Below are 14157 nucleotides of genomic sequence, written 5' to 3'. Positions count from 1 at the left end.
CGGTGGCGGGGGACGAGTTCGCGGCACTGTTGGGGCAGCTCAAGGAACGCTCGGGGCTCAGCTACGGCACGCTGGGCAAGCGTCTGCACATGAGCGCCTCGACCTTGCACCGGTACGTCAACGGCGACGCCGTACCGGTGGATTACGCGCCCGTGGAGCGGCTCGCGCGGCTGTGCCGAGCGACCCCCGACGAACTCGTCGAGCTGCACCGGCTGTGGGTGCGGGCGGACGTCTCGCGCGGGCGGAAGGCCGCGGCCGTCCCGGTGGACCCGGCTGCCGCCCGGGCCTCGGCCCCGGCTGCCGCGACGGAGCCGAGGGCCGAGCCGTCGGCCGAGGCGCGGTCCGAGCCGTCGGCCGAGGCCTCGTCGACGGAGTCGGCGTCGGCGTCGGCGGACGAAGCAGCCGTGCCCGGGGCGCCGCCCGCGGTGGCGGCCCCGTCCCCTCCGAAGCGCCGGCGGCTCCGGCGTACCGCCGTGGTCGTCGGCACCGCCGTGGTCGCCGCCGCCGTGGCGGTCGTGCTCGTCATGAACCTCTCGGGCGGGGACGGACCGGAGAAGGGGCGGTGGGCGGGCGACGCGACCGCGCCCTCCGGAGCGCCGGGGCGGTCCGGGCCCTCCGAGGGCAAGGCGACGGGGACGGCGTTCGCGCCGACCGTCGTCACCGCGCCCCACACCTGGGAAGGGCCCTGCAGCCAGCACTATCTGATCGACCGGGAGCCCGAGCAGGTTCCGCCGCCGCCCACGGAGCAGGACGCGCCGGGATGGATCGCCGCGCTCGACGCGGTGCCGGGCGCGGACCAGTTGCTCCGGCTGACCGTGCAGGGCACCGGGAGGCAGACGGTCGTCCTGGAGGCCCTCCACGTCCGGGTCGTGAGCAAGAAGGCGCCCCTGTCCTGGAACGACTACGTGATGGGTGTCGGCTGCGGCGGCAACGTGTCGACGAAGGCCTTCGCCGTCGATCTCGACGCCGGCCGGCCCACCGCCGTTCCCGTGGGCGGGCAGCGGACGTTCTCGTACAAGACGAGCGAGTCCGACCCCGTGATCTTCAACGTGGCCGCGCGCGCCCAGGCGCACGACGTCAGCTGGTACCTGGAACTCGTCTGGTCCAGCGGCGAGGAGCACGGCACGCTCCGCGTCGACGACAACGGCCGCCCGTTCCGTACCAGCGGCAACCTCGCCCGGCCCGCGTACGCCTACCCCTTGGGCTGGACCGAGTGGATCGACAACAACGTCGATACCGAGGGGCGCTAGGAACCGACCCGACACCCGCGGTCGGGCCGCCCCGACGTCTTCCACCTCACGGCCTGCGCGACGGCCACGGCCTCGCCAAGCCCCCTGTCTCGGCACGCCGCTCGCCGACCGGTCGGCGGGCGACGCTCCGCACGACGACCTCGGCACGGCGTGGTTGACCCGGCCGGCGTTCGCTCCCTCGCTCCTCACGGCGCCGGTGCCGCGCGCGGTGTGGGCGGCCGACCGGCTCGGGGACCGCCTCGGTGGCGGCGCGGTGTGAGGGCCGGGCAACAATGGCGTGACGTCGCCCGCACGCAACGGCACTTTCGACGAAGAAGAAGGCGAGAGACACCCATGAACGTCAGCGCACACATGGAAGCCGTCTACGCGGAGGTCCGCCGACGCAACCCCGGCGAGGCGGAGTTCCACCAGGCGGCCGCCGAGGTCCTCGACTCCCTCGCGCCCGCTCTTGAGCGGCACCCCGAGTACGCCGAGACCGCGATCCTGGAGCGACTGTGCGAGCCCGAGCGGCAGTTGCTCTTCCGGGTGCCGTGGGTCGACGACCAGGGCACCGTGCGGGTGAACCGGGGTTTCCGGGTGGAGTTCAACAGCGCCCTCGGCCCGTACAAGGGCGGGCTGCGCTTCCACCCGAGCGTCAACCTCGGCATCGTGAAGTTCCTCGGTTTCGAGCAGATCTTCAAGAACGCGCTGACGGGCATGGCGATCGGCGGCGGCAAGGGCGGCGCCGACTTCGACCCCAAGGGCCGCTCGGACGGCGAGGTCATGCGCTTCTGTCAGTCCTTCATGACCGAGCTCTACCGTCACCTCGGTGAGCACACGGACGTGCCGGCCGGGGACATCGGTGTCGGGGCGCGCGAGATCGGCTTCCTCTTCGGCCAGTACAAGCGGATCACCAACCGTTACGAGTCCGGCGTCCTCACCGGCAAGCCGGTGGGCTGGGGCGGCTCCCACGTCCGTACCGAGGCCACGGGCTACGGCGCGGTCTACTTCGCGGAGGAGATGCTCGCCACCCGCGGCCAGGGCTTCGACGGACGGCGGGTCGTGGTCTCCGGCTCCGGCAACGTGGCCGTGTACGCCGCGGAGAAGGTGCACGCCCTGGGCGGTCGCGTGGTGGCCTGCAGCGACTCGTCCGGGTACCTCGTCGACGAGGACGGCATCGACCTCGACCTGCTCAAGGACATCAAGGAGGTGCGGCGGGCCCGGATCTCCGCCTATGCCGAGGCGAAGCCGACCGCGCGCTTCTCCGCCCGGGGCACGGTGTACGACGTCCCGTGCGACATCGCCCTGCCGTGCGCGACCCAGAACGAGCTGGGCCTCGACGACGCCGTGGCCCTGGTCAAGCACGGGGTCCTCGCGGTCGCCGAGGGCGCGAACATGCCGTGCACGCCCGAGGCGGTGAAGGTGTTCCGGGAGGCCGGCGTCCTCTTCGGCCCCGGCAAGGCGGCCAACGCCGGCGGTGTGGCGACCTCGGCGCTGGAGATGCAGCAGAACGCGGCCCGCGACAGCTGGACCTTCGAGCAGACCGAGACCCGGCTCGCCGCGGTCATGCGCGGTGTCCACGCCGAGTGCCGTGCCACGGCCGAGGCGTACGGCGGCAACGCCGAGGACTATGTCCTCGGCGCCAATGTGGCCGGATTCCTGCGGGTGGCGCGGGCGATGACCGCGCAGGGCGTGATCTGAGGCCGCTGCCCGCACGGACACCCCCGCTCCGCGTGCCACCCGGCGCGCGGCGCGGAGCCGTCCGCCGCATGCCGGTCATACGGGCATGATCCGCAAAAGCGTATCAGCGCGGCCCTTCCGGGACCGGATGTTCACGCACTCTCCGCGCCCGAATGTGTTCATACGGTAGTCATGGGGGCCGGGAGGAACACATTGATCTTCAGTCGCAGCCGCCGCCGGAAGTCTGTCCCCAGCACCGGCACCTGCCCCTACGCGTCCGGGGACCCCGCGCCCGCAGCCACCGCCCACGAGGCCCGTGGCCGGCTGCCGCAGCTCGTGGACCGACACGAGGCGGAGCGGTTCATCCGTCAGTTCCACGACGAGCAGCCGGGTGCCGGAGAGGACGTACGGGGCCGGATGCGTGAGGTGCTGGCCGAGATCGACCGCACCGGGACCTACACGCACTCCCCGGCCGAACTCGCCTTCGGTGCCCGCGTCGCATGGCGCAACGCGGCCCGCTGCATCGGCAGGCTCTACTGGCGCAGCCTCGTGGTGCGCGACCTGCGGCACCTCACCTCCGCCGACGACATCGCCGCCGCGTCCTTCGAGCACCTCAGGCTCGCCGGCAACGGCGGCAGGATCCGGCCCGTGATCACCGTCTTCGCCCCCGACCGGCCGGGCCGCCCCGGCCCCCGGATCGTCAACGACCAGCTCGTGCGCTACGCCGGACACCGCACGCCGGAGGGAGCGAGGCACGGCGACCCGCGCGGCGCGTCCCTGACCGCCCAGGCCCGCGACCTGGGCTGGAAACGAGACGAAGAACCCTTCCAGGTACTGCCGTTGATGGTGCGGGAGCATCCCGCCGCCCGGCCCGAGTGGTACGAGCTGCCGGACGACGCCGTCCGCGAGGTGCCGCTGAGCCACCCCGACCACCCGTGGTTCGCCGGCCTCGGCCTGCGCTGGTACGCCGTGCCCGCGATCAGCGACATGACGCTGGAGATCGGCGGCGTACGGTATCCGGCGGCGCCGTTCAACGGCTGGTACATGGGCACCGAGATAGGCGCCCGGAACCTCGCTGACACCGAGCGGTACGACCTCCTCCCGATGGTGGCGGACCGGCTCGGGTTCGACCGGTCGAGCGAACGCACCCTGTGGCGGGACCGGGCGCTCGTCGAGCTCAACGTGGCGGTGCTGCACTCCTTCCAGGAGGCCGGGGTGACGATGGCCGACCACCACACCGAGTCCCAGCGGTTCCTGCGGCACATCGCCCAGGAGAGCCGCCACGGGAGGGAGACGCCCGCCGACTGGAGCTGGATCGTGCCCCCGGTCTCCGGCTCCGCCACCCCGGTCTTCCACCGGTACTACGACGCGGTCGACCCGTCCCTGCGGCCGGCCTTCCTGGCCCGTCAGCCGCCTGCCCCGGGGACCCAGTAGTCGTGCACGGGACCGGCGCCGCCCCAGGACGGATCAAGCCGCCCCCGGGTCGATCAGCGCCGCCCCAGGACCTCGGAGACCCGGGTGAAGCCCTCCGCGCCATGGCCCAGGCCCACCGTCCGGCGGGCCAGGCCCTCGGCGGCGCGCATCAGGCTCGCGTCGATGCCGTGCGCCTCGGAGGCGTGCACGATGTGGGCCATCGTCGACACCGCCGAGGTGAGCGGGTTGTCCTCGCCGGAGTAGCTGGCGCTCTCCACGTCCTCGGCCAGCTTCTGGAACAGCGGCGGCAGGATCGCCCCGATGCCCTGGGCGAACGGCGCCAGCTCGGTCGGGGAGATCCCCTCGGCGCGCGCCACCGCCAGGGCGTGGGCGTAGCCCGCCATCGAGGTCCAGAAGATGTCGAGCAGTGCGATGTCGTACGCCGCCGCCCGGCTGATCTCCTCCCCGAGGTGGGTGTGGGTGCCGCCCAGGGCGTCGAGCACCGCCCGGTGCTCGACACGGAGCGCCTCCGGGCCGCTGTACAGGAACACCCCGGCCGGAGTGCCGATGGAGGTGGTCGGGGTCATGATGGCGCCGTCGAGGTAGCCGATGCCGTGCTCGTCGGCCCAGCGCCCGGTGTCCCGGGCCCGGTCGGGGGTGTCGGCGCTGAGGTTCACGACGGTCCGCCCCTTCAGCGCGGCCGTCACGGCCTCCTGCCGCAGTACGGAGTCGGTGGCGTCGTAGTTGACCAGGCAGACCACGGTCAGCGGGCTCGCGGCGGCCGCCTCCTCGGCGGTCGCGGCCGCGACGGCCCCGGCGGCCACGAGCTCCCGGTCCTTGCCCGGCGTCCGGTTCCATACGGTGGTTCGTACGCCGGCCGCCAGGAACGCGGCGGCCAGCGCCCGGCCCATCGGTCCGAGACCGACGACCGTGACGGCGGTGTCGCGGGAAGAAGACATGGGTGAACTCCCTTGTAGACATGTGGAGACAGTGAAGAGAAGGACATCCCGGAAGAAGGAGAAGGACGCGGATGGCACGCGCCAGGGCCCAGGACTCGAACATGTGCGGAGTGAGTGCCGCGATCGTGGTCATCGAGGGCAAGTGGAAGACGTACCTGCTGTGGCTGCTCGAGTCCGGCCCGCACCGCCCCGGCGAACTGCGCCGGAAGATCCCCGAGATCAGCGAGAAGGTGCTGACCCAGGCCTTGCGCGAGCTGGAGGAGGACGGCCTCGTGCACCGCGAGGTGCACGACGTCCTGCCGCCGAAGACCGTCTACTCGTTGACCGGCTTCGGACATGAACTCTGCGGGGCGCTCGCCCCGTTGTCCGACTGGGGCCACCGTCGCCTGGAAAGGCTCGCGACCACGCCCGTCGCTTCCTGAGGCCCTGCTCTCTCCTTCCTCCGGGCCGCTCTCAGCTTCGCCCGGCGCCCGCACCCCCGACAAGTACGTACAAAAAAGTGGGTATGCGGGGGAGCACGCGAAAGGGGGCCTTCCCGAAAGGAAGGCCCCCTGAAAGGTCACGCGTCAGCCGTTCCGCTCCCCGAACGCGTCCAGGATCTGCTCGGCGGCCAGCGTCGCCGTCAGCTCGCCCGCGCGCACCCGCTGCTCCAGGGCGGGCGCGAGGTCCTGGACCGCCGGGTCCGTGTGGAGGCGGCGGAGGAGCTCGTCCTGGACCATGGTCCAGGTCCAGTCGACCTGCTGGTCGTGACGCTTGGCCGTGAGCCGGCCGGTCGAGTCCAGCAGGGCGCGGTGCTGTTCGAGCCGCCCCCAGACCTCGTCGAGGCCCGCCGACTCCCGGGCACTGCAACTGAGCACCGGCGGCGTCCAGAAGGAGTCCGCGCCGTGCATCAGCCGCAGCGCGCCCGCGAGTTCACGGGCCGCGGCGCGCGCGTCCCGCTCGTGCGGGCCGTCCGCCTTGTTGACGGTGACCACGTCGGCGAGTTCCAGGACGCCCTTCTTGATGCCCTGGAGCTGGTCGCCCGTGCGGGCCAGGGTGAGCAGCAGGAACGAGTCGACCATGTTGGCGACGGCGGTCTCGGACTGGCCGACGCCCACGGTCTCGACGAGCACCACGTCGTAGCCCGCGGCCTCCATCACGACCATGGACTCCCGGGTCGCCTTGGCGACCCCGCCGAGGGTGCCGGCGCTGGGGGAGGGCCGTACGAAGGCCGCCGGGTCGACGGCCAGCCGCTCCATCCGCGTCTTGTCGCCGAGGATGGAGCCGCCGGTACGGGTCGACGACGGGTCGACGGCGAGCACCGCGACCCGGTGGCCGAGCCCGGTCAGCATCGTGCCGAACGCGTCGATGAACGTCGACTTGCCGACACCGGGCACTCCGCTGATCCCGATCCGCACCGCGTTCCCGCTGTGCGGAAGGAGTTCCGTCAGGAGGTCCTGGGCGAGTGCCCGGTGCTGCGGGCGGGTCGACTCGACGAGGGTGATCGCGCGGGCGACCAGCGCCCGCTTCCCCTCCCGTACGCCCCGGACATACGTGTCGAGATCGATCACCGCTCGTGTCCGAGGTCGGCCGCCAGACGCGTCACCAGGTCGTGGGCCGCGTCGGGGATCACGGTGCCGGGCGGGAACACGGCGGCCGCGCCCATCTCCAGGAGCGTCGCCACGTCCTGCGGAGGAATCACCCCGCCGACCACGATCATGATGTCCTCGCGGCCCTCCGCCGCCAGTTCCTCCCGCAGCGCCGGTACGAGCGTGAGGTGTCCGGCGGCGAGCGACGAGACCCCGACGATGTGCACGTCCGCCTCGACGGCCTGACGTGCCACCTCGGCCGGGGTCTGGAACAGCGGGCCGACGTCCACGTCGAAGCCCAGGTCGGCGAAGGCGGTGGCGATGACCTTCTGGCCGCGGTCGTGGCCGTCCTGGCCCATCTTGGCGACCAGGATGCGCGGCCGACGGCCCTCGGCCTCGCCGAAGGCGTCCACCAGGGCCCGGGTGCGGTCCACGGAGGGGGACGCGCCGGCTTCGTTGCGGTACACACCGGAGATCGTACGGATCTGGCCGGCGTGCCGTCCGTAGACCTTCTCCAGGGCGTCGGAGATCTCGCCGACGGTCGCCATCGCGCGGGCCGCGTTCACCGCGAGTTCGAGGAGGTTGCCCTCGCCGCCCGCGGCCCGGGTGAGTGCGGCGAGCGCGTCCTGGCAGGCCTGCTCGTCGCGCTCCTCGCGCAGCCGCTTCAGCTTGGCGATCTGCTGGGCGCGCACGGAGGAGTTGTCGACCTTCAGGACGTCGATCTGCTCGTCGGTCGCGACCCGGTACTTGTTGACGCCGATCACCGGCTGCCGTCCGGAGTCGATCCGGGCCTGGGTACGGGCCGCGGCCTCCTCCACGCGCAGCTTGGGGATGCCCGCGTCGATGGCCTTCGCCATGCCGCCGGCCTGCTCGACCTCCTGGATGTGCTTCCAGGCGCGCCGCGCGAGGTCGTGGGTGAGCTTCTCGACGTACGCGCTGCCGCCCCACGGGTCGATGGTCCGGCAGGTGCCCGACTCCTGCTGGATCAGCAGCTGGGTGTTGCGGGCGATCCGGGCGGAGAAGTCGGTCGGCAGGGCGAGCGCCTCGTCGAGGGCGTTGGTGTGCAGCGACTGGGTGTGGCCCTGGGTGGCCGCCATCGCCTCGACGCAGGTGCGCGTGACGTTGTTGAACACGTCCTGCGCGGTGAGCGACCAGCCCGAGGTCTGCGAATGGGTCCGCAGGGAAAGGGACTTGGCGTTCTGCGGGTCGAACTGCTTGACCAGCTTGGCCCACAGGAGCCGCGCCGCCCGCAGCTTCGCGATCTCCATGAAGAAGTTCATGCCGATCGCCCAGAAGAACGACAGGCGCGGCGCGAACGCGTCCACGTCGAGCCCGGCCTCACGGCCCGCGCGGATGTACTCCACACCGTCGGCGAGCGTGTACGCCAGCTCCAGGTCGGCCGTCGCACCCGCTTCCTGGATGTGATAGCCGGAGATGGAGATGGAGTTGTAGCGCGGCATCCGCTGCGAGGTGTACGCGAAGATGTCGGAGATGATCCGCATCGACGGCCCGGGCGGATAGATGTACGTGTTGCGGACCATGAACTCCTTGAGGATGTCGTTCTGGATGGTCCCGGCCAGCTTCTCGGGCGGTACGCCCTGCTCCTCGGCCGCCACGATGTACAGCGCGAGGACCGGCAGCACGGCGCCGTTCATCGTCATCGACACCGTCATCCTGTCCAGCGGGATGCCGTCGAACAGCTGGCGCATGTCGTAGATCGAGTCGATGGCCACGCCGGCCATGCCGACGTCACCGGTGACGCGCGGATGGTCGCTGTCGTAGCCGCGGTGGGTCGGCAGGTCGAAGGCGACCGACAGGCCCTTCTGGCCGGCCGCGAGGTTGCGCCGGTAGAAGGCGTTCGACTCCTCGGCCGTGGAGAAGCCCGCGTACTGCCGGATCGTCCAGGGCTGGTTGACGTACATCGTCGGGTACGGGCCGCGCAGGTACGGGGCCATGCCCGGACGGGTGTCCAGGAAGTCCAGGCCCTCCAGGTCCTGCCCGGTGTACAGCGGCTTGACGCCGATGCCCTCCGGGGTCTCCCAGAGCAGGTCGTCCCCGCCCGTGGCCTTCTTGACGGCCGCGCGCCACGCGTCGGGACCGCCGTCGGCGGTCGGCGCCCCGAGCTCGATCCCGGAGAAATCGGGGATGGACATCAGGACACTCCCATGCGGTCGAGGGCGGTGGAGAGCAGGGCGACGGCGTCACAGCCCGCGAAGAGGTACGAGTCGACACCGGGGTGGTCCGCCGGGCGACCGGCGAGGAGGACGTGCTCGGCGCCCGCCGCGCGCAGCTCCGCGGCCACGGTCCCGGCCTGTTCCGCGTACAGCGCGTCGCTGGAGCAGAGGCAGACCTCGCGGGCGCCGCTCTCCTCGAACGTGCCCTCGGTGACCGGCTCGATGCCGCCCGCCTGGAAGAGGTTCGCGGCGAAGGAGAGGCGGGCCGAGTGCGCGACCGCCGGGCCGAGCGCGGCCAGATAGACCCGGGGCCGGGCGCCGGTGGCCGCGAGGTGCGCGTCCGAGCGGGCGCGCAGTGCCTCGTACGCCTCGTCGCGGCGGACCCGGGGAAGGCCGCCGGTCGGCTGTGCGGGAGCGGGCGCCCGCTCGACGGGCTTCTCCGTGAGGTGGGGGAACTCGCTGACGCCGGTGATGGGTTCGCGGCGGGTGGCGAGCTTCCTGCTGCGCGCGGACCAGGTCTCGGCGAGGCGCTCGCCGACCGTCCCGGACCGCAGCGCGGCCTCCTGGCCGCCCGCCCGCTCGATGACCTGGAAGAACTCCCAGGCGGCGTGCGCGAGTTCGTCGGTGAGCCGCTCCACGTACCAGGAGCCGCCCGCCGGGTCGACGACCCGGGAGAGGTGCGACTCCTCGATGAGGACGGTGGAGGTGTTGCGGGCGATGCGCCGCGCGAACGCGTCCGGCAGGCCGAGGGCGTCGTCGAAGGGGAGCACGGTGACGCTGTCGGCGCCGCCCACTCCGGCGGCGAGCGTGGCCACCGTGGTGCGCAGCATGTTCACCCACGGGTCGCGGCGCGTCATCATCACCGTCGAGGTCACGACGTGCTGGCGCTGCGCGCCCGCGTCCGGGGCGCCGCACACCTCGGCCACCCGGGCCCAGAGCCGGCGCGCCGCGCGGAGCTTGGCGATGGTCAGGAACTGGTCGGCGGTCGCCGCGTACCGGAACTCCAGCTGTGCGCACGCTTCGGCGACGCTCAGTCCGGCCCCGGTCAGACCCCGCAGATAGGCCACGCCGGTCGCGAGGGAGCAGCCGAGCTCCTGCGCGGCCGAGCCGCCGGCCTCGTGGTACGGGAGGGCGTCCACGGTCAGGGCCCGCAGCCCCGGGTACCGGTCGGCGCAGCGGCGCGCGAGTCCGGTCACGGACGCGAGGTCGTACGCCGGGCGGCCGGTGCGGGCCTCGTGGCCGAGCGGGTCCGCGCCGAGGTTGCCGCGGGCCGCGTCGTCGGCGACGCCCCGCTCCTCGTAGAGACCGAGCAGGATCTCGGCGGCCGCCGCGGTCTCGTCGCCCGCGTCGAGGACGACCGGCGCCAGGTCGAGGTAGACGCCGTCGAGGACCTTGGCGAGCGAGGAGACCGGGATGCCGGTGCCGCCGGCGCCGAGCCAGAGGGAGGTGACGCCGTTCTCCAGGTCCGCGAGGACCGCGTCGTTGTCGGCGGCGAGGTGCCGCTGGCGCACGTCCCAGCCGCCCAGGGTGTTGCCCTCGGCGCGGCCACCGCGCACGAAGGGCGCGAAGCCGGGGAGTCCGGCGTCGGGCGCGGTCTCGCGCGCCGTGTAGAGCGGACGGACGTCGAGGCCGTCCTCCAGAAGGGTGGAGAGGGCGTCCTCGGCGGCGTCGCCGGACACCTCTTTGCCGGACTTGCGCAGGACGCCTGCCACAAGGTGTTGCCACTGTTCGTGTGGCGCGTCGGGAAATTCGGACGCCAGGGTGAGCCCGTCGTCAGGCAGGACCGTCATGCTCGGATGCTAGGGGAGATCGACAAAGCAGCAGGAGGGCGTACGACTGTGACCTTCTTCTCGTTGTCAGTGGCGGCTGCGACGCTGTGGCGTATGGACAGGGACGAGGAGCTGCTGAGAGGCCGGGTCTACGGCCAGGACCACGACGACCCCAGGCCGGGCCCGAGGCCCGGCCGCGTCTACGCCGAGCTGGTCGGCGGCCCGCTCGACGGGCTGCTGCTCGACGTCACCGACCGGACGCCGGAGCAGCGGGCGGCCGGTGTGGCCCTGGAGACGGAGCTGGGGCGGTACGGCGCCGGGGGCCGGTCGCTGTACGACCCGCGCCCCGGCGATCCGAGCCGCCTCGACTGGTCCGGCGACACGCCGTGACGGGCGTGTCGCCGGGCCGTCGAGGGGTTCAGCGGGGCCGGCACCGGCCTCCCGCCGGCCTCGGCGCGTGAGGCCGGCCTCGGCGCATGAGGCCGGCCTCAGCGTGTGACATCGGCCTCAGCGCATGACGGAGGAGAAGTTGTCCAGCTGGATCCAGGTCACCTTGTTGGTCGCCTGGGGGCCGTAGACGTTGACGGCGCCTGCCGTGTTGGCCTCGATGCGGACCGCGTTGATGCCCAGGCTGTTGTTGCGGGGGCAGACGCCGCGGGTCAGCTTGGGCGGGCGGATGGTGGCGGGCAGCGTGCCGAGACGGCCGTCGGCGGTGAACGCGCAGGTGACCGTGCCGCGCAGCTGGAGGAACTCCGTCCCGGCGAGCCGGATCACGCGGGCCTCGGCCGGCGCGCCGGGCTCGTTCACCACAGCGGGGTCCACGGTGATCGCCGTCCAGTCGACGACGATCTGGCAGCCGTCCACGGGGTCCGCGGCGGCGGCCGGCGTGGCCGTGAGCAGCGGCCCCGCGACGGCGACGGCGGGGGCGGCGAGGGCCGCGGCGAGCAGGGAGCGGCGGCTGGTGGTGGGCTGGGTCATGCTCGATCCTCCGGATCGGGTGGGGCGTGCGGGCGGGGTGACGGGGCTGTTCACGAGGCTGTTCGCGGAGCTGTCCACGAGGCTGCTCATCGCCAGGCGACGGAGACGCCGTCGAAGTCGATCCAGGTGATGGCGTTGTCGCTGGTGGGGCCGTAGACGCGGAGGGCGCCGGTGACGTCCGTCTCGATCCGGCACACACAGCGGCCGGTGTTGTTGTTGCGGGGCACGTTCTGGCGCGTGAGGTGCGTCGCGCGCAGCCGGTGCGGCAGGGTCGCGATCCTGCTGTCCGCGGTCAGGCCGGGGGAGCAGGTGACGGTGCCGCGCAGCTGGAGGTAGGTGGTGCCGGCGAGGGCGATCAGCCGTCCGCGCGGGCGCTCGGCGCCGGGGGAGACACCGGCTTCGAGCGCGAGGTCCTCCCAGTCGGCGAGCACCTTGATGCCGTCCACCGCGGGCTTGGTGGGGTACCAGCCGATGGTGACGTCACGGGAGCCGGTGGTGCCGGGGACGGTGTTGCTGAAGCCGAAGAGCAGCCGGGTCTCGCCGGTCACGGGGTCGACCTCGGTGGCGATGCCCTCGGGCTCGCGCCGGGTGAGTCCGTCGGCGTTGGTGACCACCTGCCGGTCGATGCGCTCGCCGGTCGTCCACGAGTACGAGGTGATGAAGGCGATCCCCGGGAACGAGTCGGGTATCTCGGGGAAGTTCTTCTTGTCGTACGGCGCCCACTGGTAGGCGTAGAGGACGTCGCCCAGTGCCGTGTACCCCTGGGAGACGAGGGTCTTCTGCAGCGGGTAGGGGGTCGGCACGTCGGGGGTGACGTCCTCGCCGGCCGGCATGACGAAGGTGGTGCCCACCGGAACCCACGAGCCGGCGGCCGCCGCGGCGGGGTCGTAACGGGTGAAGTGCCGCTTTCCGTCCTTGTGGTACATGACGCACAGCTGGTTGTTCACCGGGTCGAGCGACGGGCCGGTGCTCGACGTGCTGCCGGGCGGGGTGAACTTCCGGCTCTGCGGTATCAGGGCCCCGTCGAGGACATCGCCGTCGACGAAGCGGAACCGGGTGACGGCCTTGCCGAAGGCGGCGTCGTCCGCGGAGAGCTGCAGCGGGCCGACCTCGGTCCAGAGGTAGGTGTCGGCGCCCACCGGCTCGGCGCCCATGGAGAGCCCGTGACCGAAGCCCTTCAGCTGCATCGAGCCGGTGACCGCGCCGGTCCTGCGGTTGATGCGGTTGAGGTAGAGGTTGCCCTGCGGGGCCGTGGCCGAGCTCTCGACCTGGAGCACGAAGACGTGCCCGTTGACGGTGTCGGTGGCGATCGCCTGCGGTGCGGGCCCCTTCACCAGGTCGACCGTCTGAATGAGTCTGCCGGTGACGCCGGACAGATCGACGCCGTTGGCGTCCGTTGTTCCCATGGTCTCTCCCCCTGGGGCGTGCGGTGGATCCGGAATGCGAAAGGGAGATCATCACATGAGGTGTCAGCCGCCCCGCGCGGTGCCGGATTTCGCCGTTCCGTAGCGGGCTCGGCATGAGTTAGCTTAGGCTTACCTAAGTAACGGTCCTGAGCGGCAGTCTCTGGTCTGTCTCCGTCACCTGTCCCGGGAGAACTCGGATGCGTCCCTTCACCACCCGCGTCACGCGGCCCACCCCTGCCGAGCGCGTGCGATCGATCCTGGCCGCCGCGCACTCGATGACGGTCGTGTCCGACGGACTCCACCAGGAGGTGCACCTTCTGGACGGGACCGGCCCCATGGGTCACATCCACCTCCACGACCCGTCCGGGGAGAGCCACACCGGGCAGGCCGCGCGGGTCCCCGTGCGCCTGGAGTTCACCGACATCGCCCCCACCCCCGTGCGCGAACGGCTCCGGGCGCGCGTCACCCTGACGGGACTCCTCGCCGCCCCGTACGAGCCGGAGGCGACGGCGAGCATCTGCATGGAGTTCGGCCAGGCGCTCCTGGAGGACCCCGACGGCCGCAGCTACATCACCCTGGAGGAGCTCCACGCGACGGACATCGACCCGATGGCCTCCTGCGAGGCGTCCATGCTGACCCATCTCGTCGACGGTCACAGCGAGCTCGTCCCCCTGCTGCTGCGCCTCGTCCGGCCGCGCCCCGCACGGGACATGGTCCGCGCCCTCCCCGTCGCGCTCGACCGGTACGGCATCACCCTGCGGCTCGAACACCCCGCCGGTCACCAGGACGTCCGGCTGCCCTTCCCCACCCCCGTCACCGACATCGACCAGGCCGGCCCGCGGATCCACGCCCTGCTCGCCGCGGCCCGCCGCTCCTCCCACCCGAACAGCCTCCTGACCTGACCTGACCTGACCCGACCTGATCGGCCCGGCGGGCCCGATCCCGCCCGTCACACCCCTCCTGGCCTGCCCGAACGCCCGC

The 14157-nt window shown here is 72.3% G+C and carries 12 protein-coding genes; 6 read left to right on the top strand and 6 right to left on the bottom strand.

Annotated features, from left to right (window positions below):
- The first annotated feature begins 2 nt into the window (after positions 1-2).
- The 3 genes from E0F75_RS06255 (at position 3) to E0F75_RS06245 (ending at position 4343) form a co-directional block, all read left to right on the top strand.
- Positions 3-1250 (top strand): helix-turn-helix transcriptional regulator, encoded by a 1248-nt coding sequence (locus E0F75_RS06255; protein ID WP_187621456.1) that lies wholly within the window; start codon positions 3-5, stop codon positions 1248-1250.
- Positions 1251-1583: 333 nt separating this feature from the next.
- Complete coding sequence (gene gdhA / locus E0F75_RS06250; RefSeq protein WP_187621455.1) at positions 1584-2930, top strand: NADP-specific glutamate dehydrogenase; 1347 nt, start codon at positions 1584-1586, stop codon at positions 2928-2930.
- Between the two features lie 171 nt (positions 2931-3101).
- Positions 3102-4343, top strand: coding sequence for a nitric oxide synthase oxygenase (locus E0F75_RS06245; protein ID WP_187621454.1), 1242 nt, complete (start codon positions 3102-3104; stop codon positions 4341-4343).
- 53 nt (positions 4344-4396) lie between these two features.
- Here E0F75_RS06245 and E0F75_RS06240 read toward each other — a convergent pair whose 3' ends face one another.
- Entirely contained in the window at positions 4397-5281 is an 885-nt protein-coding gene (locus E0F75_RS06240; protein WP_187621453.1) for an NAD(P)-dependent oxidoreductase, read from the bottom strand.
- Positions 5282-5352: 71 nt separating this feature from the next.
- Between E0F75_RS06240 and E0F75_RS06235 the strand changes: the two genes are divergently transcribed.
- The gene (locus tag E0F75_RS06235; protein WP_187621452.1) at positions 5353-5703 is read left to right on the top strand and encodes a helix-turn-helix domain-containing protein; all 351 of its coding nucleotides are present in this window, start codon (positions 5353-5355) and stop codon (positions 5701-5703) included.
- Positions 5704-5847: 144 nt separating this feature from the next.
- Here E0F75_RS06235 and meaB read toward each other — a convergent pair whose 3' ends face one another.
- Genes meaB through E0F75_RS06220 form a run of 3 tightly spaced genes read right to left on the bottom strand, consistent with a single transcriptional unit; the run spans position 5848 to position 10813 of the window.
- Positions 5848-6831, bottom strand: coding sequence for a methylmalonyl Co-A mutase-associated GTPase MeaB (meaB, locus tag E0F75_RS06230; RefSeq protein ID WP_187621451.1), 984 nt, complete (start codon positions 6829-6831; stop codon positions 5848-5850).
- On the bottom strand, positions 6828-9002 hold the full coding sequence (gene scpA, locus E0F75_RS06225) for a methylmalonyl-CoA mutase (protein WP_187621450.1): 2175 nt from the start codon (positions 9000-9002) through the stop codon (positions 6828-6830). The genes meaB and scpA overlap by 4 nt, the downstream gene beginning before the upstream one ends.
- A complete protein-coding gene (locus E0F75_RS06220; protein WP_187621449.1) occupies positions 9002-10813 on the bottom strand; it encodes a methylmalonyl-CoA mutase family protein in 1812 nt (603 codons plus the stop codon). The genes scpA and E0F75_RS06220 overlap by 1 nt, the downstream gene beginning before the upstream one ends.
- A 93-nt stretch (positions 10814-10906) precedes the next feature.
- Here E0F75_RS06220 and E0F75_RS06215 point away from each other — a divergent pair, with 93 nt between their 5' ends.
- Positions 10907-11182: a hypothetical protein gene (locus E0F75_RS06215; protein ID WP_187621448.1), complete on the top strand. Its 276-nt coding sequence runs from the start codon at positions 10907-10909 to the stop codon at positions 11180-11182.
- Between the two features lie 117 nt (positions 11183-11299).
- On the opposite strand, the gene E0F75_RS06210 is transcribed toward E0F75_RS06215, so the two are convergent.
- Both E0F75_RS06210 and E0F75_RS06205 read right to left on the bottom strand, forming a co-directional pair.
- Positions 11300-11770 carry a hypothetical protein gene (locus tag E0F75_RS06210; protein ID WP_187621447.1) on the bottom strand — a complete coding sequence of 157 codons (471 nt, stop codon included), beginning with the start codon at positions 11768-11770 and terminating at the stop codon, positions 11300-11302.
- An 86-nt stretch (positions 11771-11856) separates the two neighbouring features.
- Positions 11857-13176 carry a hypothetical protein gene (locus tag E0F75_RS06205; protein WP_187621446.1) on the bottom strand — a complete coding sequence of 440 codons (1320 nt, stop codon included), beginning with the start codon at positions 13174-13176 and terminating at the stop codon, positions 11857-11859.
- 197 nt (positions 13177-13373) lie between these two features.
- Here E0F75_RS06205 and E0F75_RS06200 point away from each other — a divergent pair, with 197 nt between their 5' ends.
- On the top strand, positions 13374-14078 hold the full coding sequence (locus tag E0F75_RS06200) for a DUF2470 domain-containing protein (RefSeq protein ID WP_187621445.1): 705 nt from the start codon (positions 13374-13376) through the stop codon (positions 14076-14078).
- Positions 14079-14157: the final 79 nt, after the last annotated feature.

The organism is Streptomyces sp. CB02980 (genome assembly GCF_014451325.2).
Classification (GTDB): domain Bacteria; phylum Actinomycetota; class Actinomycetes; order Streptomycetales; family Streptomycetaceae; genus Streptomyces.
Note: the sequence above shows the minus strand (reverse complement) of the source record. Positions and strands in the feature narration are given on the sequence as shown.

Coding starts and splice junctions, on each gene's coding strand:
- gdhA (WP_187621455.1), top strand. CDS start 1,584: ATGAACGTCAGCGCACACATGGAAGCCGTCTACGCGGAGGTCCGCCGA.
- E0F75_RS06245 (WP_187621454.1), top strand. CDS start 3,102: ATGGGGGCCGGGAGGAACACATTGATCTTCAGTCGCAGCCGCCGCCGG.
- E0F75_RS06240 (WP_187621453.1), bottom strand. CDS start 5,281: ATGTCTTCTTCCCGCGACACCGCCGTCACGGTCGTCGGTCTCGGACCG.
- E0F75_RS06235 (WP_187621452.1), top strand. CDS start 5,353: ATGGCACGCGCCAGGGCCCAGGACTCGAACATGTGCGGAGTGAGTGCC.
- scpA (WP_187621450.1), bottom strand. CDS start 9,002: ATGTCCATCCCCGATTTCTCCGGGATCGAGCTCGGGGCGCCGACCGCC.
- E0F75_RS06220 (WP_187621449.1), bottom strand. CDS start 10,813: ATGACGGTCCTGCCTGACGACGGGCTCACCCTGGCGTCCGAATTTCCC.
- E0F75_RS06215 (WP_187621448.1), top strand. CDS start 10,907: ATGGACAGGGACGAGGAGCTGCTGAGAGGCCGGGTCTACGGCCAGGAC.
- E0F75_RS06210 (WP_187621447.1), bottom strand. CDS start 11,770: ATGACCCAGCCCACCACCAGCCGCCGCTCCCTGCTCGCCGCGGCCCTC.
- E0F75_RS06205 (WP_187621446.1), bottom strand. CDS start 13,176: ATGGGAACAACGGACGCCAACGGCGTCGATCTGTCCGGCGTCACCGGC.
- E0F75_RS06200 (WP_187621445.1), top strand. CDS start 13,374: ATGCGTCCCTTCACCACCCGCGTCACGCGGCCCACCCCTGCCGAGCGC.